The organism is Arthrobacter caoxuetaonis, assembly GCF_023921125.1.
GTDB lineage: Bacteria > Actinomycetota > Actinomycetes > Actinomycetales > Micrococcaceae > Arthrobacter_B > Arthrobacter_B caoxuetaonis.
The window spans coordinates 2,383,600-2,403,919 of sequence record NZ_CP099466.1; the positions used below are offsets into that span (position 1 = coordinate 2,383,600).

The window sequence follows — 20,320 nt, forward strand, 5'->3', positions numbered from 1 at the left end:
GGGTCCGGGGACTGTCAGGATTCCCCGGCCGCTTCCGGGTCTTCTTCGGGCTCGAAGTTTGATGCCTCGTCAGCGCTGCCGGCGGCGATGCCGTCTTCGGAAGCCGGAATGGTCCCTTCCGGGCCGGCTCCGCCGTCTTTTTTCTGCTCGTCCGGATTTTCCTTGCCCTGATCCGTCATGGCTGTCCCTTCCTTCGCTTCCCGTGGCTTGCTTCGCTTCCCGTGGCTTGCTTTGCGAACCTGCTCCGCGGGGCGGTCGGCCGCCCCCGGATTCGGCTCCTCACCCGATACTAGGTCAACCTGCCTGAACTAAACAGGGACGCGGCGTTCTCCGCTGGGCGAAGAATGCCGCGTCCCTGTCTACCTGACGGCTGGTGAGCCGGCCGCTAGGAGAAGTCGCTTCCCCCGCCGCCGGGCGGGTCTCCGCCGTCGACCAATGCGGCGCCATGGGGCACCGAGGTCCTGGACTCGGTGGCCTGGACGGATTCGACGCCCTTGTTGCGCTTGGCGATCTGGATCTGCTCGTACACGTGGTTGCGGAGCTCCACGAAGCGCGGAAGCGACCGTGTGGTCAGCTGGTCCCGCTTCTCCGGAAGGTCGATCACAATGTCTTCCTGGACCACGGTCGGCGAGCTTGAGAGCACTACCACCCGTTCCCCGAGGTAGACAGACTCATCGATGTCATGGGTGACGAAGAGGATCGTGACTCCCAGCTTCTCCCACACGCTTCGGACCAGGTCCTCCAGGTCGGCCCGTGTCTGGGCGTCGACGGCGGCGAACGGCTCGTCCATGAGCAGGACCTTGGGCTGGTACGCGACGGCGCGGGCAATGGCCACGCGCTGCTGCATGCCGCCGGAGAGCTGCCAGGGGTAGCTCGTGGGCACGTCGTGCAGTCCAACAGCCTCGAGTGCATCCTCCACCAGCTGGGTACGCTCACCCTTGGGGATGCGCGCATTCTTCAGCGGAAGCTCAACGTTGGCCCGCACCGTCATCCAGGGAAAGAGGCTCCGCCCGTACTCCTGGAAGACAACGGCCATGTCCTTGGGCGGCTCAGTGACCTTCTTGCCTTCCAGGACCACTTCGCCCGACGTCGGGGCCATGAGCCCGGCAATGATCTTCAGCAGCGTCGTCTTGCCGCTGCCGGACGGGCCAACAAGGCAGACCAGCTCCCCCGGGCGCAGGTCAAACGTCAGGTTCCGGACAGCTTCAATCTCTCCGGCGTCGACCTTGTAGATCTTCTGGACGCCCCGGACCGAAAGCAGCGGCTGGCCCTGGCCATCCGTGGGGTTACTCTGCATGTTCAACCTCTCTCAAACCGTGGTACCAGCCGAGAATGCGGCGTTCAGCCCACTGGAACAAAAATGACATGGCCACGCCGATCAGACCCAGGACCACAATGCCGCTCCACATTTCAGGAATGGCGAAGGACCGCTGGAACTGGACGATGGTGAAGCCGAGGCCCTCCGAGGATGCGAACATCTCCGAAATCACCATCAGGATCAGGCCGATGGACAGGCACTGGCGAATGCCGGCCATAATCTGCGGGCTGGCACTGGGAAGAACCAGGTACCGCAGGCGGGCAAGTCCCCCGATCCGGAAGGTGCGGGCAGAATCGCTGAGCACGCCGTCGACGGCGCGGACGCCCTCGATCGTGTTGAGCAGCACCGGCCAGATGCAGCCCGAAACGATGACCGCAATCTTCATCTGGTCATTGACGCCGATCAGCAGCATCAGGACCGGAATCAGCACTGGCGGCGGGATCGCCCGGAAGAACTCCAGTACGGGTTCCAGCAGGCTCCGAAGCCACCGCGTGGTGCCGATGAGGATTCCCAGCCCGGCCCCAAGGACGATGGCCAGGAGGATACCGATCACCAGGCGGGTGACGCTGGGCAGGACGTCCTGCACCAGCCGGTCCCCGATCCACACGGTGAAAAACTTGTCCACCAGGGTTCCCGGCTTGGGAACGAAGAAGTTGGTGCTGCCCTGCGTGCTGATCCACCAGATGAAGATGAGCAGTGCGGGCAGTCCGATGATGTAGCCGGACTTCTTGAGAATGTTCATACGACGACCTCCCCGCGCACCGAACTGTGCCAGGACAGCGTGCGGCGTTCAATGACCCGCATGCCCATGTTGATGAGGATGCCCAGGACGCCGGTGGTGAGTACCAGCGCATACATCTGCGCGATGGCACCGCCGGACTGGGCATTGGCGATTTCCTTGCCAAGGCCCGGGGAACCGATGATCAGGCTGGCGGTGATCGCCAGGATCAGCGCCACGGCTGCAGCCAGCCGGATGCCGGTCATCAGGTACGGCAGGGTGGTGGGCCACACCACGTACCGGATGCGGGCAAACGTGCCCAGGCCGAAGCTCTTGGCCGTATTGCTCGCCACCGGATCTACGTCAGCCACTCCGTACAGGACCTGGATCAGGACCTGCCAGAAGGAAGCGTAAATCACCAGGAGCAGGGTCGATTCCAGGCTCAGGCCGAACAGCAGCACGGCGAGCGGAATCAGCGCCACCGAGGGGATCGGGCGAAGGAACTCGATGGTGGAGTTGGTTGCCTTCCGCAGGAAATCGCTGGAACCGATGATAAGTCCAAGCACGACGGCGGCTACGGTCGCGATCAGCAGGCCCAGGAACCAGCCGGTCATTGTGTCAAGAACGGCGGCCCAGAAAGCGCCGAGCCCAAAATTGCTGACGAACACGACGAGTACTTCGCTGGCAGGAGGGAGGAAGCGGGGATTGACCACACCCAGCCGGGGAATGAGTTCCCAGGTCAGCAGGAATCCAAGGATTCCTGCCAACCCGAGCAACGGCCCCGTGGGGAGGCGTTTGGAGATGTTCATAACGTCTCGTTCTGTAAAGCCGGACTCACAGTCCGGTGTTAGTCCTGTGCGGGCAGCATAGCGTCCAGGTCCGGAGCCTTGGAGAGCGTGCCGTAGCTGGCAGCAGCCTCACCCAGCACGGTCAGGCCCTCGCGGTCGAACTCGGCCCGGAAGGTCGGCAGGATCATTTTGGCGCGCATTTCGTCATCGATCTTGGTGTAGGTACCGACGATGTCGCGGACGGCGTCCGGATTCTCCTGGGCGTATTCGAGCGACTTGTTCATCGCCGCAGTGAACTTCTCGACGAGTTCCGGGTTTTCCCCGACGTACTTCGTGGAGGTGAAGTAGCCGGAAATGTCCAGGTTCTCGTGGGTTTCGGCGAAGTTGTAGGCGATGACCCGGGCACCGTTATCCACGGACTGCGTCAGGAACGGATCCAGGATCCAGGCGGCGTCAACCTGTCCGCTTTCAAGCGCAGCGGGAGCATCCGGGAAGGGGATCTCGACGAACTTGATGCTTTCGTGGTCCCCGCCGGCATCCTCCACGACCTTGCGGATGGTGGTGTCACCGATGTTGGCAAGGTTGTTCACGGACACGGTCTTGCCGGCGAGGTCCGCCGCGGTCTGGATCTCCGAGTCTGCGGCTACAACAACGGCGCCGAAGTCGGAGCTGGTGTCGCCCGTGGTCGAGTTGCCGTTGGACACGAACTGAAGGTCCAGGCCCTTGTCATTGGCCACCATCACCGAGACGACGTTGCCGAAAGCGAACTGGAAATCACCGCTGACCACGCCGGGAACGGCGGCCGCGCCACCCGTGGTCGTCTGGATATCGAGGTCGATTCCTTCTTCTTCGAAGAAACCCTGCTCCTTGCCGAGCCAGATGGGTGCAGTGTCAACGATCGGGATCACGCCGACGGACAGCTCGGTCAGGCCCGCGGACCCTTCGGACGCCGCTGTGCCTTCGTCACCGGAAAGTGAGCCACCGCCGCAGGCGCTGAGGGCGAGGGCCGCAGTGGCGGCGAGGATAACGGGGACAGTACGTTTCACTTTGGAGCGCTCCTTATACATGGGAAACCCCGCATGAACGGACGCGGGGACTCAGAACTCCCTGATGCAGCGAATGTTCGCATGCTGAACAGTAGTTCTACAGATAGACGCTATGAAATGCGTCACTCCCAGTCAAGGAAAAGATGTGATTGGAAGCACATTCGATATATGGCGGTAATGTGCCTGTCTCAACGGCCACGAATGCGGCTCCATCACGCTGGTTGGGCTATGCTGGATCTTTTTTTGCGCGGCGGACTGCGGCGGAGGACGCCAACCCCAGGACGAGGAGCGCAGCGGCTGCTCCTGCGCTGACCCAGAATGCGGCGCCGTGCCCGTACTCCTCTGCCAGCGGACCGGCCAGCGCGGAACCGATGGCTGTTCCGGTAACCGTACCGCTGGCCAGCAGCGTCATGACGGTCCCCATGAGATGGCGGGGTGCCAGCTGGGCACCGATGCCGAAAATGCTGACCATAGTGGGTCCCACGGGAATGCCGAGAATGAACAGCACCACGAGCATTTCGGGTACGCCGCCGGGCAGCAGCAGGAGCAGTGCGGCACCGGTCATGGCAAATGCAGACATCACCCACCGTGCCGACTGGCTGAATTTCTCCGGCCAGAACGCCACGGACAAAGCCGCAGCAGCAGAACTGATACCCATCACGGAGTAGAGGAGGCCGGCCGCGTCTGCGATGCCGAAACTCCCGCCGAAAGCTGTCAGGGATGCCTGCGTCGCTCCGAAGAAGGTGCCCATTGCCACCATGCCCAGGACGGGAAGCGCCAGCAGCGCCCAGGACACGCCTTCGGCGCGGTCCTTGGAGGCACGGGCCTTACCGTTGGCAGGGCGCCGGCGGCGGGGTGAGGGCTGGACAGCGCCGACCGTCCGGTGCAGGGCAAAGGCCGTCACCATGGTCGCCGAAAGTGCAGCGGCCAGGGCCAGCGGAAGCCAGGGCGCTACCGTGGCAGCCAGCAGCCCCACCAGGGCAGGGCCCAGGACAAAGCTGAGTTCGTCGGCCATGCTCTCATAGGACAGCGCAGTCCCAAGTTCCTGCCCGGTGCGGTCCCGTGCAGTCAGGGACATCCACCGGACCCGGGCCAGCGGACCCACCTGGGCACTGCTGGCCCCCATGGCGAATGCTGCTGCCAGCACGGCAGCCAGCGGTCCCCCGCCGGGAAGCTGCGACGCCGTCCACAGGACGGCCAGGATCATGAGCGGATTGGCGACGGCGGTACCCAGCAGCAGCGGCCGCTGGCCAATGCGGTCCGCCAGGTAGCCCAGCAGCGGCGCACCAAGCGCAGACCCGAGTCCCACCGCGCCGGCGGCGAAGCCTCCCTGCGCGTAGGACCCGGTGATGCTCGTAACCAGGGTCAGTGCCCCGATGGTCAGCATGGCGAGCGGGAGGCGGGCCAAGAAGCCGACCGAGAAGAAGGCGGAGCCGGCAATCTCGAAGATCCGCGCGTAGCGGCCGGTGGCGGGTTTCGACGCCGCAGGCGGGACGCTGGTGTCCGGGGACAGTTGGGCGGGGGGATGCATGTCAGCGTGCTCGTGGGTAAACGGTTCAGGGCTCATGGTGTGCTCAGTTCAGGCGAAAACGCGCATCGTCCCTCCACCCGATGCGCCCAACCCGGCTACATACCGATCTTACCCCTGCTCCCTGCGCGCCGGCGTGCGGCTTCGCTCTGGGCAAACGCCGGAGCAGGCTCTCAGGCCGGGAGGGTTTCAGCTGCCCGGAACCGCACCGTGGAGCCGTTGCGTCCCCGGGTGATCTGAAGCTGGGCGCCGATGCGCTGCTTCATTTCCGCCACGTGGCTGACCAGCCCGACCACCCTGCCGCCGTCGCGCAGCCCTTCCAAGGCATCCATCACCTGTTCCAGGGCTTCCTCATCGAGGCTGCCGAAGCCTTCATCCACGAACAATGTCTCCATGCTCGTTCCGCCCGCCTCCTGCTGGACGACGTCGGCGAGGCCAAGCGCGAGTGCCAGCGAAGCCATGAAGGACTCACCGCCCGAGAGCGTGGAGGTGTCCCTGCGGATCCCCGTCCAATCGTCGATGACGTGCAGTCCGAGTCCCGCCCGGCGGTTTCCGGAACGCGAATCATCGTGGACCAGCGAGTACCTGCCTGCCGTCATCGCAGCCAGCCGCTCTGTCGCCGCCGCAGCCACCTGTTCAAGGCGGGCGGCGAGCACATACGTACTCAGCGCCATACGGTAGCTGTTCTCACCGTTGCCGCGAGCCGTGTCACTGACGGAGGAGAGCAGGTCATGCCGCTCCTGCAGCGGACGCATCTCTTCTTCGGCAGCTGCCAGCCTGCCGGCGAGGTCTATCAAGGCGGCGGCGGATCCTTCCAGAAGCCCAATCTGCAGGGCCTTGCCCGTAACGGCCTGCCGCGCTGCCTCGGCGCTTTCCGAGGCTTCGGCAACATCCTCTTCGTTCGGCATGGTCTCAGGCTCGCCGTCGCCGTCCAGCGCTGCTGCGTCCTGGCTTTCGCGCCGCATGGCCAGCCGTGCGCTTTCCAGGTCGAGCTCCTCCAGTCCCCTGCGGAGTTCACCGGCCTCCGCCTCCGGCAGCAGTGCTGCCCTCACGGCTGCCTCGTCTGTGAACCCTGTTCCGTCCAGCGCTTCGGAAAGGGCCCGGATGGAATCTTCCTGGACGGACGCGGCATGGCCGGCAGCCTGCAGCGCAGACCTGGCGGCCCCGGAGAGGCGGCGCACGCGTTTCAGTTCCTGCACCCGACCCATGAGGGCGGCCGGCTCTGCACCGGTCCCGCGGCCCAGAAGGCCGGCGGCCTCTTCCGCAGCTGCTGCGCCCCGTGCCTGGGCCTGGGCAGCATCCTGGAGCAGGAGCGATACCCGGCGGTCGAGCTGCCCGATTTCGTCCTCAAGGCTGCGCAGGCGTTCTTCGTCCGCAGCGAGCTGCTGCGCGGCCGCCTGGGCGACCCGGTAATCCCGTTCCGCTTCTTCGCCCGCACGGCGGGCTTCGCCGGCGTCGGCTTCGCCGCCCTGCCCCCGGAGGCTGGAGACTTCGGCGGCGTCGGTCTCTGCCGCGAGGCGTGCCGCGTCCCATTCCTTTTCCGCAGCCTCGGTGGACTGCCGTGCCGCTGCTTCTTCCTCGCGGGTGACGAAGCCTCCGTCTTCCGGCAACGGAGCCGGGTCCGGATGGCTGGTGCTTCCGCAGACCGGGCAGCCTTCGCCGTCCTGAAGCGCCGAGGCGAGCTCGGCGGCAGCCTGGTCCAGACGGAGCTGGAGCAGGCCCTGCCACTTCTCACGCTGGTCCTGGTAGCGCTGCCGCGCATCGGCGGCGGATTCGCCGGACGCTGCCGAAGCGGCAAGGGCCCGCTTGTAGGCTGCGATCACCTCTTGGGTCCTGGCTGCCTCCTCCATCCGGGCACGGGAAGCCTGAACAGCTGCAGCCGCCGTCCGCAGCGCGGGAAGTCCGGAACGGAGCTCGTCCTGCTCTTCGCGCAGCGTCCCGGCTGTCTTCTGAACGCCGTCCGCTTCCGCCCGAAGCGTTTCCTCCCGGGTACGGTCTGCGGCAGCCTGCCGGTGCAGCGCCGCAGCACGCTCCGCTTCGGCCAGGAGTACTTCGGCAGCGGATATTTCCGCCGCCGTGTGTTCATCCAATCCGTCGAGTCCGGCCGGAACCGGCAGTGCCTCCGCGGCGGATTCGCCACCGTCGCCGGCCGGAACCAGCTCGGCAAAACCGGCGCGGCCTGCAGCGTGCCGCAGTTCCCCGAGGGAGTCTGCGGCCGCAGCGGAGGCATTCCGGAAGCTCCGTGCAGCGGAGGCGCAGGCCGCCAGGTAGCCCGCGAGGCCGGCTGCACGGTCATGATCCTTGAGCGCCCGCCGACGGGGAACCATGGCGGCTTCACGCCGGGCATGCTCCCGTTCGTCTGCCTCCAGCTGGAGCAGGGCCATGCCGCGGGCGCGTCGGGCCTGCAGCTGGTGGAGGGCTTCCTCTGCGCGCTCCAGCTCCGAGCTGCTTTCCTCCTGCTCTGCACGCAGGGCGTCCAGGCGTTCCGCGAGAGAGTCCTGCACGGACTGCAGCCAAGCCGAGTCCTGCTCGGCCTCCTGGTGCTGCTCCGGATTGTCTTCATCCTCCGCAGGTTCTCCCAGCAGCTTGGCGCAGCGCATGATTTCGTTCCGGGCCTGGGCCCGCAGGAGTTCACTGGCGGACCGTGCCTCGGCGAGGCGGGCACGTGCGGCGTCCGTCTGTTCCTTGAGCTGCCGCTCGATTTCCTCGAAACGCCATGTGCCAAAAAGCCGCTGCAGCAGGTCCGCGCGGGACGTTGCATCGGCCCGCAGGAAAGCGGCGAAGTCCCCCTGGGGAAGCATGACCACACGGGTGAACTGCTCCCGGCTCATCCCGAGCAGGCTTTGGATCTCCGCGGCGGCCTCATCATTGCGGGCCGTCTTCTGCGTCCATTCACCGTTGACGAACTCGCTGAGCAGGGTCCGCGCCTGTTCCGTGACGGTTCCGGTCGCACTGCCGGCCCGTTTGGCCGGGCGCTCCCACTGAGGATTGCGTACCACCTTGAAACGGCGCGGCCCGGCACTGAAGTCCAGGACAACTTCCGGCGGCGTCCCCGGGGACGCGTGGTCGCTGCGCAGCTTGCGGGCTTCCTGCCTGGCTCCGGGAACCGAACCGTACAGGGCGAAACAAATGGCATCGAGGACACTGGTCTTGCCGGCGCCGGTGGGCCCGTTGAGCAGAAACAGACCCTGGGCGCCCAGTTCGTCGAAGTCAATGGACTGGCGGTCCGCAAAGGGTCCGAACGCCTGCATCTCCAACCGGTGGATCCTCATTTGGAAACCTCTGCCGCGTTGACCTTGCCCAGGACTTCAGCGAAGAGGTCCCGTTCCTCGGGTGCTGCCTCGCGGGACCGGACATGGTCCAGGAATCCGCAGCAGACGTCCAGGTCATCTGTCGCCCGGGCCAGCCGCGTGCTGTAGCTCTCGTTGACTCCGCGGGAGCCGGACGGCGGCTCGAAGGCGAGGACCAGTGTGCCGGGGAAGCGGGACCGGATGCGTTCCATCGCTTTGGGAGGCCGCTGCTCATCGGTCAGGGTCACCTGGCACCAGGCGTCTTCGGCAGTGCCCAGGTGAGGATCTTCCAGGAGTCCTTCCAGGGTCCCCCGCAGGACCTGCAGGTTCCGCGGCGCCTTCCAGGGCACGGGAGTAACTGCAGTGAGGCCGCCGTCGTCGATCTCGACCAGCAGTCCGCCCTTGGACTGGCGCGCTTCGGAAAAGGAATACGGAAGGGGCGAGCCGCTGTACCAGACGTTGGGGGCCAGTTCCTGGCGCCCGTGCAGATGCCCCAGGGCTGCGTAGGTGAAGCCGCTGAACAGATCCAGGGGTACCGCACCGACACCGCCCACCGAGAGGTCGCGTTCGCTGTCGGAGGTGATCCCTCCGCTGGCAAAGGTGTGGGCCATGACGAGCGGCAGGACCGGTGCACCGGCTGCCTCCCTGCGGGCCACGTCTTCGCGGATGCGGCGGACCGCTTCGCCCAGGACGCCGGTGTGTGTCGGTGACACGTCCGGACCAAGTTCCGGTGCAGCCAGCCGCGGTTCCAGGTAGGGAATGCCGTACACGGCAACCGGGGTGCCCTCCCCCAGCAGGACCGGTGCCGTGATCGCTTCGATCCCGGTGCGCAGATGCACCCCGCCCTGCTCGAAGATCCTGCCGCCGAAGCCCAGCCTTGCGGCGGAATCGTGGTTGCCGCTGGTGAGGATGACGCGGGCGCCGGCTGCCGTGATGTCGGCAAGGGCCTGGTCCAGGAGACGGACGACGTCGACGCCGGGAAGCGCGCGGTCGTACACGTCACCGGAAATGAGGACGGCATCCACTGCCGAGGTGCGGACCGTGTCGAGCAGCTGGGCCAGGAACGCCCGCTGGGCGTCCAGCATGCCGACTCCGTGGAAAGACCGGCCCAGGTGCCAGTCTGAGGTGTGCAGGATTCGCATACCAACCAAACTACCGCCCGCGGGTGACACTTCCGTTCCGGCGCCTGCCGGACCGGAAGTGTCACCCGCCGGTGCAGCCGATCCTAGGAGCGCCGGGGATCCGCCGTGCCGTTGTCCGGGTCGCCGTCGCTGTCCCGGGCATCGTCTTTGTCAAAGAAGCCGCGCGCTTCGTTATCTTGCTGCGGGTCAGCCTGCACGGCGGGAGCCGTGCCGGTCTCCGGTGACAACCGGGAGGCAGCAGCCGTGCCGCCGTCGGCGTCGTCCGGCTCGCCTTCCGTGACCTGCACTGCCGGGGAAGCGGAGAGATCGAGGCTGCGGTAGATCAGGCCGGTGATTGCGGCGCCAAGCAGCGGAGCCACCCAGAAGAGCCAAAGCTCGCCCAGGGCCCAGCTTTCAGCGAAGACCGCGGTGGCCGTGGAACGGGCGGGGTTGATGGATCCGCCGGTGATGGGGACCAGGAACGTCAGCAGGGCTGCGTAGGTCACGCCGGTGGCAAAGGCGGCTGCAGCGGACGTCATGCGCGTGCCGCCGCCCAGGAAGACGGCAGTCAGGAGCGCCGCGGCGATGACCTCGGTCAGGAGTGCCCCGGCAAGCGGGAACTGTGTTGCCGAGTGCTCGGCGAAGCCGTTGGCGACGGCGGAGAAGAACGGCTGTGTCTCGGGAATCTGCGGGTGACCGGTCATGGAGACCCAGAGGATGACGGCCGCGAGCAGCGCGCCGACCACCTGGGCCACGATGTAGGGCACCACAGACTTCCAGCTGGTCCTGCCGGCCAGCGCACTTGCCACGGTGATGGTCGGGAGGAAGTGGCCCCCGGAGATGTAGCCGAAAGCAATGATGGCCGCGGCCAGGACAAGTCCGAAGGCCAAGGGGGCGGAGAGCCCGCCGGAGGGGTTGAAGAAGGAAACGCCCAGGCCTGCCAGCACCAGGAGGAAGGAACCGGCCGCTTCAGCGATGCTGCGGCCGACGAGCCCATACGAACGCAGGGGGGTGATCCGGGCGGACCCGGTCTCTGCAGCCGAGGCTCCGGCTGGGAAATGTGGCTCAGCAGTCATTGAGGAGAAGTTCCTATCAGTGGGAGACATATTGTTGCCGCAAGCGGCGCTCACGCGCCCGGGAGAACCCGGAACGGTGCAAACCACCCAGACTTCCACTGGTTCCTGTGAGTCCGCTGGGTGCGCACTGAGCATACACTCGCACCGTCTGAACGGAAGGGCGCAGGCAGGAGACCTATGCTGGAAGGGTGAAACCATCTTCCGATGCCGGTTCCGGGACACCGGACCCCGCCGCTGCGCAACCCTCCGACTCCGCACAGTTCAAGGACAAGGTCCGGGGCTGCCTGCTGGGAGGAGCGGTTGGCGACGCCCTCGGCTATGCCGTGGAGTTCGATTCGATGGACGGTATCCGCTCCCGTTTTGGCACGGCAGGACTCTCCGGCTTTGAGCAGCTTGGACTTCCCGCCCCCATCTCGGACGACACCCAAATGACCCTCTACACCGTGGACGGGCTCGTGGAGGTGCTGGAATGGGCCAACGACGGCGTTGGCGCCGACGAGACGGCCTGCCTGTGGCTGGCTTACCTGCGCTGGCTCAAGACCCAGGGCGAGGCCTTGCCTGCGAATGCACCGGACCAGCCCGGACGCTGGATCGATGCGCAGGAGGTGCTCCATCACCGCCGTGCTCCGGGCAATGCCTGCCTGTCCGGGCTGATGACCGGAGAAATGGGTACGCGCACGCGCCCGGTCAACCCGGATTCCAAGGGCTGCGGCACCGTTATGCGTTCCGCCCCCTTTGGCCTGCTTCCCTGGATCGAGGCGGAAACGGTCTACAAGTTCAGCTCCGACGGCGCTGCCCTGACGCATGGGCATCCGTCCGCGATCCACAGCGCCGCTGTCTTCAGCACGCTGATCCATGACCTGCTCCCCGACGGGGCTGCACTCGACGGGGCCGCTGCGGCTGCCGTACGGCGCGCGGCTGCCAGCGGCGTTCCGGAACTCGCCGCCCGTCTGGAGGCCGCCGTCGCGCTTGCTGCGCAAGAGCTGGCCGGAGACGCCGATGCATCCCCGGAGCGCATGACGCAGGCGCTGGGGGAAGGCTGGGTCGCTGAAGAAGCTCTGGCCATTGGCCTTTACTGCGCCCTGGCATCCGCGGACGCAGGCTCACCGGAAGCCCAGTTCCGCAAGGCTGTCAGCCTGGCGGCCAACCACGACGGCGACAGCGATTCGACCGCCTCGGTGGCCGGCAACATCATGGGCACGCTGTACGGCCGCACTGCGGTACCGGCCGACTGGATCCAGGCCATCGATGCACGGGACACCGTGGAAAAGATGGCCGACGCGCTGATCCGGGTTACGGCAGGCTAAAACCGGGGCCGGCAGCCTATTGGCTGGCCGCCGGCCAGGTCCCGCCGAGCATCTGCAGGAACTCGGCCTCGGAAAGCACCTCGATGCGCTGGCCGCGTTCATGCAGGTCCAGGACCCTCCTGGCCTTACCCGTGACGCGGCCGTTTCGCAGGTCCCCTGCTTCGAAGCCGTCACCCACCACCAGGACAGTAGTGGAACGGGTCACGTTGCTGGCCGGCCGTGCACCCAGCTCAGCGGCACGGTCCTTGGCGTCCTGCCGTGGCATGCCCAGGTTGCCCGTGAACACCACGGTCTGTCCAAAGAGCGGATGGCCCGGAAACGCATCCAGGTTGGGCGGAGGATTCACTCCCTCGGAAGGCCAGCCGCTGAAGGACCCCGCGGCCGAGGGTGCACCGGTTCCGCGCTCCAGCGCGTCGCGGGTGGCCTTGGACACCGGATCGATGCCGGGGCGGTAGGCCGGGGCATGGTTGGGCGCTTTGCCCTGGAGTGCGAAGTACTCAGCGGTCCCCGGAGCACCAGAGCGCCGGATGATGTCGATGAGGATTCCGGCGCAGGCGCGGGCATCCGCGGCCGCGTCGTGGTGGTTCTCCAGCGGCACCCCTGCCGCTTCCGCCACGAACGGCAGGGAATGCGAGGGCAGGGAATAGGTGCGCCGAGACAGCATGACGGTGCAGGCATAGTCATAGGCAGGCCCCGCCAGTCCGGAGACTTCCAGGGCGGAGCGGATGACACCGAGGTCGAAGGCGGCGTTGTGTGCCACGAGCAGGTCCTCGCCGATGAAAGCGCCGATCTCGGGAAAGAGCTCGCCGAACCGGGGTTTGCCCGCCACCATCGACGCCTCGATGCCGTGGATGCCGGTGTTGCGCCGGTCAAAGAAATCGTGTCCCTCGGGCGGGCGCATCAGCCAGGACGTTTCCTCGACGATCCGGCCGTCCCGGACTTTGCTCAGGCCGACCGAGCAGGGAGATCCGCGGAAACCATTTGCAGTCTCAAAATCTATGGCGGTGAAATCTACGCCCACGTCAGGAATCTTCGGCCGTGCGCTGGGCCTTCTTCCGGCGGTAGGAGCGGATCTTGGACGTGATATACCAGATGCCGCCGATCAGGACGGCCGCGATCACGATCTTCTGGAAGATCCCGGCGTATTCCTCAACGATGTGCCAGCTTTCGCCCAGGAAGAAACCGGAGAACACGAAGATGCTGTTCCAGATAAGGCTGCCGGCAGTGGTCAGCCCCAGGAACTTGAGCATGGGCATCTTCTCGATGCCGGCCGGGATGGAGATCAGGGAGCGGAAGATGGGGATCATCCGCCCGAAGAACACGGCCTTGTAGCCGTGCTTCAAGAACCAGGCCTCCACCTTGTCCACGTCCTCGATGTCCACCAGCGGAACCTTTTCCACGATGGCACGCATCCGGTCGCGGCCCAGCCAGGCGCCGAGTCCATACAGCGCCCAGGCGCCAAGGACGGATCCAAGCGTCGTCCAGATCAGGGCTTCGACAATGGAGAAGTTGCCCTGGCTCGCGGCGAAACCGGCCAGCGGGAGGATTACTTCGCTCGGCAGCGGAGGAAACAGGTTCTCCAAAGCAATGGCAAGCCCCGCGCCGGGGGCGCCGATGGCTTCCATGATGCTTACGGCCCACTCGGCAACCCCTCCCAAAGCCGAATCGGAGCTGGAGGGGTCTGTGGCGGCGCTGATCAGGATACTCATATCGGAACCAATTGTGCCCTACTGGTCCGCAGGCCAAGAATGCCGGGGCCCGTCCGCGGTGTGCCGCAGCACAGATCACCTGCCCGAAGCAGTGGCGCAAATCACCCCTGCGCCGGCTCCTGGGATCCGCCGAGGACCCGGACGATGGCAGGCAGCAGCGCACGGAACGCCTGGCCCCGGTGGCTGATTGCATTCTTCTCGTCGGAGCTCAGTTCGGCACAGCTCCGGGTCTCCCCCAGCGGCTTCAGGATCGGATCGTAGCCGAATCCGCCGCTGCCGCGCGGCTCGCCCAGCAGCGTTCCGCGCAGCTCACCGCGCTCCACGACTTCGGCTCCGCCGGGGACTGCGAGGGCCGCAGCACACACGAAGGCCGCACTCCGGTGCTCCTGCCCGATGTCCGCCAGCTGCGCCAGCAGCAGCTCCAGGTTCGCGGCATCATTGCCGTGGACACCGGACCAGCGGGCGGAGAAGATGCCCGGTGCGCCGCCGAGGACGTCCACGGCGAGCCCGGAATCGTCGGCGATGGCCGGCAGGCCGGTTGCGGCGGCAACGGCACGTGCCTTCAGGAGCGAGTTTTCTTCAAAGGTGACACCGGTTTCGGGGACGTCCGGAACACCGGCTGCAGCGGCGTCGATCACCTGGGTATCCACGTCGAGTCCGGGAATCCGTCCGCGCAGCAGCTCACGCAGTTCCCGGAGCTTGCCGGCGTTGCGTGTCGCCAGGACCAGGCGGGGTTCGACGGCGTTCACTGGCCCGCGAGGGTGCGCCGCTGGATCTCTGCCAGCTCGGAGGTCCCGAGCAGGGCAAGGTCCAGGAGTGCGTCGAGTTCGGCGCGGTCAAAGGGTGCGCCTTCGGCAGTGCCCTGGACTTCCACGAACTTTCCGCTGCCCGTGACGACGACGTTCATGTCGGTCTCCGCGCGGACATCCTCGACATACGGCAGGTCCAGCATGGGCACGCCGTCGATGATGCCGACCGAAACGGCGGCAACAGTGTCCACCAGCGGCTCGGCGGTGCGGGCAATGAGCTTGTTCTCCTTGGCCCAGGCCAGTGCGTCCGCCAGTGCCACGTAGGCGCCGGTGATGGCAGCGGTGCGGGTGCCGCCGTCGGCCTGGAGGACGTCGCAGTCCAAGACCACGGTGTTTTCGCCGAGGGCGCGGGTGTCGATTACCGACCGCAGCGACCGGCCGATCAGCCGGGAGATCTCATGCGTCCGGCCGCCGATCTTGCCCTTGACGGACTCACGGTCGTTGCGGGTATTGGTGGCGCGGGGAAGCATGGCGTACTCGGCGGTGACCCAGCCCTTGCCTTCGCCCTTGAGCCAGCGCGGGACACCGGCCGTGAGGGAAGCCGTGCAGAGCACGCGGGTGTTGCCGAACTCGATCAGCGCCGACCCTTCGGCCTGCTTGGACCATCCGCGGGTGATGCTGATGCTGCGGAGCTGGTCGGGTGTGCGGCCGTCGGCCCGCAGGACAGGCGAAGAATTCGGAGCTGTAGTCATAGGCCCCAGTCTATCGGCCGCTCAGCGGGCGCCCTTCCGAGGGGTGCCCCAGCGGCGGGGTCAGCCGCTCCACGGCCAGCGGGGGCACAAAGGGTGTGCCGACGTCGTAGGAGACACCCGCGACTGCAACGGCGAGGTCGCCGTCGTAGGTTTCCCGGGCTTCCAGCACCGCCGTGTTCGCATCGTTCCAGACCGGCAGATGGGTCAGCAGCAACCGGCGCGCACCCGCAGCGGTAGCCGCCGCTCCTGCCCGTTTCCCGGTGAGGTGGACTCCGCTGATCGCGTCGTCACGTCCCTCGTGGAAGGCTGCCTCGCACAGGAACACGTCCGTGTTCCTTGCCGCTTCCTCCAAGCCGGGACAGGAATCCGTATCCCCCGAATACGCCAGGGTCCGCAGGGTCTCCGAGCCGTCCTCTGCCGTCCCGGAAGCTTCCACCCGGAGTGCATAGGCTTCCTCGGCCGGGTGGGCGACAGGAAACGGCGTCACCTTGAACGGGCCGATTTCCACCGGTTCCCCGGCCTGCCAGGACAGGAACTCGAAATCCTCATGCATCCCCGGCTCCGGATCGAGCCCATAGGCCACAGCTATCCGGTCAGCCGTGGCTGAGGGTCCGTAAACCTTGACCCGGTCCCGGTTCCAGCCGTTGGGGTCCCAGTGCACGGCTACGTGCAGGCCGCACAGGTCCATGAAGTGGTCCGGATGCAGGTGGGTAATAAGGACCGCATCGATGTCCCGGATGTCCATGTAGCGCTGCAGGGTTCCCAGTGAGCCGTTGCCCATGTCCAGCAGGATGCGCCAGTCGCGGGTTCCGTCGCTGGCCGTCACCAGGTAGCACGACGCCGGCGAGGCAGGGCCGGGGAAAGAGCCGGAACATCCAACGATCGTCAGTTTCACAGCACGCCGTCCCGGAGGGCGCCGGCAGTCCTGCGCTGTTCGGCCACAGCACGGGCCTCGGCGATCATCTCCGGAGTAATCCGTGCCAGCACCCCGGTGGGATAACGTGCGGCAACGGAGTCGGCGTGCTCTACCCGGAGTACCTCCGGGCCAAGGAACCGGCGGGCCAGGAGCTCGAAAGATTCAGCATCGCCGGTGGCGACGAAACGGTGGCTGGGCGGCTCCGGCGATTCGCGCTGCAGGCCGTGGGTCAGCAGCGCCCGGTACACGTCCTTGGCCGTTTCCTCCGCACTGGAAACCAGTGTGACGCCGTCGCCCATCACATAGGAGATGACGCCGGTGAGCAGCGGATAGTGCGTGCAGCCCAGCACCAGGGTGTCCACGTCCCGGTCCCTGAGCGGATCCAGATATCCCTCGGCCGCCCGGAGGAGTTCCTCGCCGCTGGTGACGCCGGCCTCGACGAACTCCACGAAGGCCGGGCAGGCCACCGACGAAACCTCCAGATGCGGTGCCGCGGCGAAGGTGTCGTCGTAGGCACGCGAGCCCACTGTCGCTGCCGTGCCAATGACTCCGACCCTGCCGGAGCGGGTGGCCGCCACCGCGCGGCGCACTGCCGGCTGGATGACTTCGATCACCGGAATGCCGTAGCGGCCGGTGTAGCGTTCGCGGGCGTCGCGCAGGACGGCTGCCGAGGCGGAGTTGCAGGCGATCACCAGCAGCTTCACGCCGGCATCCACCAGTTCGTCCATCACGCCCAGCGCGTAGGCGCGGACATCGGCGATCGGCAGGGGGCCGTAGGGCCCGTGGGCGGTGTCCCCCACGTAAAGAATGGACTCATTGGGCAGCTGGTCGATCACAGCCCGGGCAACGGTGAGACCCCCAACACCCGAATCGAAAATGCCTATCGGCGCGTCGGTGGTCTTCGGCAGGGCGTCCTTCAGCGGCGAAGTAACCGGATGGTCAGAGCTCATGATGTTTCGACAATAGTCCCCGGTTTCTCACCGGGGCACCCGAAATGCAGTGGCCTTGGTCACACTCATCTGGCGGGCAGGGTGTCCAGGAGTGCCTTCATCAGCGTTTCCTGCAGCCAGGTCACAAAGTTGTAGACAAGGGCCAGGTACTGCTCCACGTCCTCGGCGTCCCCGGGTTCCGTGATGGAGTGCAGCGCCTCCGCGTCCTCGTCGGTGCGCAGGTCCAGCCGGCTTCCCAGCACCAGCCGCACGTCATTCAGTGCCTGCGCAAAGTGCCGTGCCTGTTCCGGATCCAGGTGCATCTGGTTAGATTCCAGGGCCAGGGACGCCGCCTGCAGGGAACCGATTTTCCCTTCCCGCAGCGACCGTTCGGTCAGCCGCCGGAACTCCAGGGCGTCGTCGTCATTGCCGTGGACCGCGTCAGGCAGCAGCCGCAGCAGGGCCGGGTCCCGGGGCACCTCGGCACTGGTGTCCATGCCAACCATGGCCGCCAGCGGATCGGTGTGGGCCGGTGTGTCCGGGGTCAGCATGGTGATGACGTCGGAAAACAGGCCGCGCAGCAGGGTCCGCTCCCCCGGTTCCAGGTGGGCAGTAATCCCCTTGCGGGTGAGCTTGAATCCGGTAGCCAAGAAATGACCTTTCCGCTAGTTCGACGGCCCTAGGGCTGGTCGGCCTTCTGGAACGTGGCCCAGAGTCCGTAGGAGTGCATGGCAAAGGTGTGTCGCTCAGCTTCTTCGCGCGAACCGGTGGCCACCACCGATTTCCCGTCGTTGTGCACCTGGAGCATCAGCTGGTTCGCTTTTTCCTCGGAGTACCCGAAGTAGCTCTGGAAGACGTAGCTCACGTAGCTCATGAGGTTCACCGGGTCATTCCAGACAATAACCACCCACGGAACGTCCTCGATGGTTTGTTCTGCCGTCCAGGCATCCGTTTGGGTCCCGGTTCCCGGGAGGGTGGCAACGCTCATGGAGCCAATTGTAGTTTGGCTGCCGTGCCCGGCTGCTCCGCGCGCAGGGTGCGGCGCTTGGCCGACCCCACGGGTTAGAGTTTTGGTGTGAACAGTCCCACTGCGTGGCAGCGTCCCAACGCTGCCCTGTACACCGACCACTACGAACTCACGATGCTGCAGGCCGCGCTGCACGCAGGCACCGCCGAACGGCGGTCGGTCTTCGAGGCCTTTGCCCGCAAGCTCCCGGATGGCCGGCGCTACGGGATCGTCGCGGGGACCGGACGGCTGCTCGAAGCCCTGCAGGACTTCCGCTTCGAGGAACCCCAGCTGAATTTCCTGGCCTCCACGGGCGTGGTCGATGAGCGCACCATCGCCTGGCTGGCTGATTTCCGCTTCTCCGGCACCATCACCGGCTATGCCGAGGGCGACGTCTACTTTCCCGGTTCCCCGATCCTCCAGGTCGAGGCGAGCTTCGGTGAAGCCTGCATCCTGGAAACCCTCATCCTCTCCACCCTGAACCATGACAGCGCCATCGCCTCCGCTGCCTCCCGGATGACCAGCGCCGCCGGCGGACGGCCCTGCATTGAAATGGGCTCACGGCGCACGCACGAGGAAGCTGCCGTCGCGGCGGCCCGGGCCGCCGTCATTTCCGGATTCGACAGCACCTCCAACCTCGAGGCCGGGCTGCGCTACGGCATCAAGACCGTTGGCACGGCCGCCCATTCCTTCACCCTGCTGCATGATTCCGAGGTCCAGGCCTTCGAGGCGCAGACCGCTTCGCTGGGGTTGAACACTTCCCTGCTCGTGGATACGTACGACGTCGAGCAGGGCGTGCGCAACGCCGTCGCCGTCGCCGGACACAAACTTGGCGGGGTCCGGCTGGACTCCGGTGACCTGGTGGCCCAGGCCCAGTGGGTGCGCGAGCTGCTGGACGAACTGGGCAACACGTCCACCCGCATCATGGTGACCTCGGACCTGGACGAGTACGCGATTGCGGCACTGGGTTCGGCTCCCGTTGATGCCTACGGCGTGGGCACCTCGCTGGTTACCGGTTCCGGCGCTCCGACCGCCGGCCTGGTCTACAAGCTCGTCAGCCGCGAAGGAACGGACGGGAACTTCGTTTCCGTGGCCAAGGCAGCCAAGAACAAGGCTTCGCTCGGAGGGCATAAATACGCCCTCCGCCGGCTGAATGAACGCGGGCGTGCCATTGCCGAGGTGGTGGGCGTGGGCAGCCGCCCGGAAAACGACGGCAACGACCGCGAGCTGCTGGAAACCTTTGTGTCCGACGGCGTCCTAAAGGACGGCTGGACCGGAGCGGACGCTGTGGCGCGGGCCCGTGCCCGCCATGACGCTTCACTGCTTGAACTGCCCGCGGCGGCTTACCGCCTGCAGCGCGGCGAACCCGTGATCCCGACCGAATTCGAGGAGGAAATCCGATGACCCGTGCACTGATTGTGGTTGATGTCCAGAACGACTTCTGCGAAGGCGGTACCCTGGCCGTTCCCGGAGGGAACGACGCCGCGGTGGAGATCAGCGACTACATCGAGAGCTCACGGGACCGGTACTCAGCCGTCGTGGCGACCCAGGACTGGCACATCGAGCCGGGCAGCCACTTCTCGGACAACCCGAACTTCCGTGATTCCTGGCCGGTGCACTGCGTGGCCGGAACGCACGGCGCAGCACTGAACCCGGACCTTGATACGGAGTTCATCGACGCCTATTTCCGGAAGGGGCAGTACGAAGCTGCCTACTCCGGCTTTGAGGGTGTGCTGGCCCCCGACGTCGAAGTTCCCCTCGGGGAGCCTGACGCCGAGCCCGCACCCGATGCCGACACCGTGTCCCTGGACGACTGGCTGCGGGACAGGGGCGTGGACGAAGTGGTGATTGTGGGACTGGCCACCGACTACTGCGTTAAGTCCACCGCGCTGGACGCTGTTGCCGCAGGCTACGACACGTATGTGATCCCCGAGCTCTGCCGCGGCCTGGACCGGGTTGATGTGATTGCTGCGCTCGATGACCTCGAGGATGCCGGCGTCGAACTCCTGGATCTCTAGCCCCTCTCCCCCTTTCTCCCCTCGAGAGGCCAGTTACGGCTCTTTTCAG

The 20,320-nt window shown here is 66.2% G+C and carries 20 protein-coding genes; 3 read left to right on the plus strand and 17 right to left on the minus strand.

Translation table 11 applies throughout. The features are described from left to right. Positions 1 to 14 precede the first annotated feature (14 nt). The 9 genes from NF551_RS10925 to NF551_RS10965 all read right to left on the minus strand — a co-directional run bounded on the left by NF551_RS10925 (position 15) and on the right by NF551_RS10965 (position 10,885). Positions 15 to 179 (minus strand): hypothetical protein, encoded by a 165-nt coding sequence (locus tag NF551_RS10925; protein ID WP_227894683.1) that lies wholly within the window; start codon positions 177 to 179, stop codon positions 15 to 17. Positions 180 to 385: 206 nt separating this feature from the next. Continuing rightward, on the minus strand, positions 386 to 1,297 hold the full coding sequence (locus NF551_RS10930; protein ID WP_227894682.1) for an ABC transporter ATP-binding protein: 912 nt from the start codon (positions 1,295 to 1,297) through the stop codon (positions 386 to 388). Then, positions 1,287 to 2,060 (minus strand): ABC transporter permease, encoded by a 774-nt coding sequence (locus NF551_RS10935; protein ID WP_227894681.1) that lies wholly within the window; start codon positions 2,058 to 2,060, stop codon positions 1,287 to 1,289. Before NF551_RS10935 ends, NF551_RS10930 begins: the two co-directional genes overlap by 11 nt. Next, complete coding sequence (locus tag NF551_RS10940) at positions 2,057 to 2,845, minus strand: ABC transporter permease (RefSeq protein ID WP_227894680.1); 789 nt, start codon at positions 2,843 to 2,845, stop codon at positions 2,057 to 2,059. Before NF551_RS10940 ends, NF551_RS10935 begins: the two co-directional genes overlap by 4 nt. 38 nt (positions 2,846 to 2,883) lie before the next feature. Beyond that, positions 2,884 to 3,870 (minus strand): ABC transporter substrate-binding protein, encoded by a 987-nt coding sequence (locus tag NF551_RS10945; protein ID WP_227894679.1) that lies wholly within the window; start codon positions 3,868 to 3,870, stop codon positions 2,884 to 2,886. Positions 3,871 to 4,096: 226 nt separating this feature from the next. After that, entirely contained in the window at positions 4,097 to 5,437 is a 1,341-nt protein-coding gene (locus NF551_RS10950) for an MFS transporter (protein ID WP_227894678.1), read from the minus strand. 134 nt (positions 5,438 to 5,571) lie between these two features. Further along, entirely contained in the window at positions 5,572 to 8,670 is a 3,099-nt protein-coding gene (locus NF551_RS10955) for an AAA family ATPase (protein WP_227894677.1), read from the minus strand. Further along, positions 8,667 to 9,830, minus strand: coding sequence for an exonuclease SbcCD subunit D (locus tag NF551_RS10960; RefSeq protein ID WP_227894676.1), 1,164 nt, complete (start codon positions 9,828 to 9,830; stop codon positions 8,667 to 8,669). The genes NF551_RS10955 and NF551_RS10960 overlap by 4 nt, the downstream gene beginning before the upstream one ends. Positions 9,831 to 9,913: 83 nt before the next feature. Next, positions 9,914 to 10,885 carry an MIP/aquaporin family protein gene (locus tag NF551_RS10965; protein ID WP_227894671.1) on the minus strand — a complete coding sequence of 324 codons (972 nt, stop codon included), beginning with the start codon at positions 10,883 to 10,885 and terminating at the stop codon, positions 9,914 to 9,916. A 188-nt stretch (positions 10,886 to 11,073) separates the two neighbouring features. On the opposite strand from NF551_RS10965, the gene NF551_RS10970 reads away from it, so the two are divergent. Further along, complete coding sequence (locus NF551_RS10970; RefSeq protein ID WP_489886054.1) at positions 11,074 to 12,192, plus strand: ADP-ribosylglycohydrolase family protein; 1,119 nt, start codon at positions 11,074 to 11,076, stop codon at positions 12,190 to 12,192. 16 nt (positions 12,193 to 12,208) lie between these two features. Here NF551_RS10970 and NF551_RS10975 read toward each other — a convergent pair whose 3' ends face one another. From NF551_RS10975 to clpS, 8 genes are all read right to left on the minus strand, one after another. Beyond that, a complete protein-coding gene (locus tag NF551_RS10975) occupies positions 12,209 to 13,213 on the minus strand; it encodes a 3'-5' exonuclease (RefSeq protein ID WP_227894670.1) in 1,005 nt (334 codons plus the stop codon). A 1-nt stretch (position 13,214) separates the two neighbouring features. Then, on the minus strand, positions 13,215 to 13,901 hold the full coding sequence (locus NF551_RS10980; RefSeq protein WP_227894669.1) for a DedA family protein: 687 nt from the start codon (positions 13,899 to 13,901) through the stop codon (positions 13,215 to 13,217). 101 nt (positions 13,902 to 14,002) lie between these two features. Next, entirely contained in the window at positions 14,003 to 14,650 is a 648-nt protein-coding gene (rdgB, locus tag NF551_RS10985; RefSeq protein WP_227894668.1) for an RdgB/HAM1 family non-canonical purine NTP pyrophosphatase, read from the minus strand. Continuing rightward, positions 14,647 to 15,402 (minus strand): ribonuclease PH, encoded by a 756-nt coding sequence (gene rph / locus NF551_RS10990; RefSeq protein ID WP_269437184.1) that lies wholly within the window; start codon positions 15,400 to 15,402, stop codon positions 14,647 to 14,649. Before rph ends, rdgB begins: the two co-directional genes overlap by 4 nt. A gap of 10 nt (positions 15,403 to 15,412) precedes the next feature. Then, a complete protein-coding gene (locus NF551_RS10995; RefSeq protein ID WP_227894667.1) occupies positions 15,413 to 16,297 on the minus strand; it encodes an MBL fold metallo-hydrolase in 885 nt (294 codons plus the stop codon). Continuing rightward, positions 16,294 to 17,268: a glutamate racemase gene (gene murI / locus NF551_RS11000; RefSeq protein WP_227894666.1), complete on the minus strand. Its 975-nt coding sequence runs from the start codon at positions 17,266 to 17,268 to the stop codon at positions 16,294 to 16,296. The genes NF551_RS10995 and murI overlap by 4 nt, the downstream gene beginning before the upstream one ends. A gap of 65 nt (positions 17,269 to 17,333) precedes the next feature. After that, positions 17,334 to 17,897, minus strand: a complete 564-nt coding sequence (locus NF551_RS11005) for a DUF2017 domain-containing protein (protein ID WP_227894665.1) — start codon at positions 17,895 to 17,897, stop codon at positions 17,334 to 17,336. A 29-nt stretch (positions 17,898 to 17,926) separates the two neighbouring features. Next, positions 17,927 to 18,235 (minus strand): ATP-dependent Clp protease adapter ClpS, encoded by a 309-nt coding sequence (clpS, locus tag NF551_RS11010; RefSeq protein WP_227894664.1) that lies wholly within the window; start codon positions 18,233 to 18,235, stop codon positions 17,927 to 17,929. Positions 18,236 to 18,322: 87 nt separating this feature from the next. Between clpS and NF551_RS11015 the strand changes: the two genes are divergently transcribed. Then, positions 18,323 to 19,657 (plus strand): nicotinate phosphoribosyltransferase, encoded by a 1,335-nt coding sequence (locus NF551_RS11015; RefSeq protein WP_227894663.1) that lies wholly within the window; start codon positions 18,323 to 18,325, stop codon positions 19,655 to 19,657. Next, complete coding sequence (locus NF551_RS11020; RefSeq protein ID WP_227894662.1) at positions 19,654 to 20,271, plus strand: nicotinamidase; 618 nt, start codon at positions 19,654 to 19,656, stop codon at positions 20,269 to 20,271. The genes NF551_RS11015 and NF551_RS11020 overlap by 4 nt, the downstream gene beginning before the upstream one ends. Positions 20,272 to 20,320 lie beyond the last annotated feature (49 nt).

Bases quoted from the DNA above. Each gene is read 5' to 3' on its own strand.
- NF551_RS11020 (WP_227894662.1), top strand. From the start codon at position 19,654: ATGACCCGTGCACTGATTGTGGTTGATGTCCAGAACGACTTCTGCGAA.
- NF551_RS10965 (WP_227894671.1), bottom strand. From the start codon at position 10,885: ATGACTGCTGAGCCACATTTCCCAGCCGGAGCCTCGGCTGCAGAGACC.
- NF551_RS10955 (WP_227894677.1), bottom strand. From the start codon at position 8,670: ATGAGGATCCACCGGTTGGAGATGCAGGCGTTCGGACCCTTTGCGGAC.
- clpS (WP_227894664.1), bottom strand. From the start codon at position 18,235: ATGAGCGTTGCCACCCTCCCGGGAACCGGGACCCAAACGGATGCCTGG.
- NF551_RS10930 (WP_227894682.1), bottom strand. From the start codon at position 1,297: ATGCAGAGTAACCCCACGGATGGCCAGGGCCAGCCGCTGCTTTCGGTC.
- NF551_RS10980 (WP_227894669.1), bottom strand. From the start codon at position 13,901: ATGAGTATCCTGATCAGCGCCGCCACAGACCCCTCCAGCTCCGATTCG.
- NF551_RS10935 (WP_227894681.1), bottom strand. From the start codon at position 2,060: ATGAACATTCTCAAGAAGTCCGGCTACATCATCGGACTGCCCGCACTG.
- murI (WP_227894666.1), bottom strand. From the start codon at position 17,268: ATGAGCTCTGACCATCCGGTTACTTCGCCGCTGAAGGACGCCCTGCCG.
- NF551_RS10950 (WP_227894678.1), bottom strand. From the start codon at position 5,437: ATGAGCCCTGAACCGTTTACCCACGAGCACGCTGACATGCATCCCCCC.
- NF551_RS10940 (WP_227894680.1), bottom strand. From the start codon at position 2,845: ATGAACATCTCCAAACGCCTCCCCACGGGGCCGTTGCTCGGGTTGGCA.
- NF551_RS10925 (WP_227894683.1), bottom strand. From the start codon at position 179: ATGACGGATCAGGGCAAGGAAAATCCGGACGAGCAGAAAAAAGACGGC.
- rph (WP_269437184.1), bottom strand. From the start codon at position 15,402: ATGACTACAGCTCCGAATTCTTCGCCTGTCCTGCGGGCCGACGGCCGC.
- NF551_RS10960 (WP_227894676.1), bottom strand. From the start codon at position 9,830: ATGCGAATCCTGCACACCTCAGACTGGCACCTGGGCCGGTCTTTCCAC.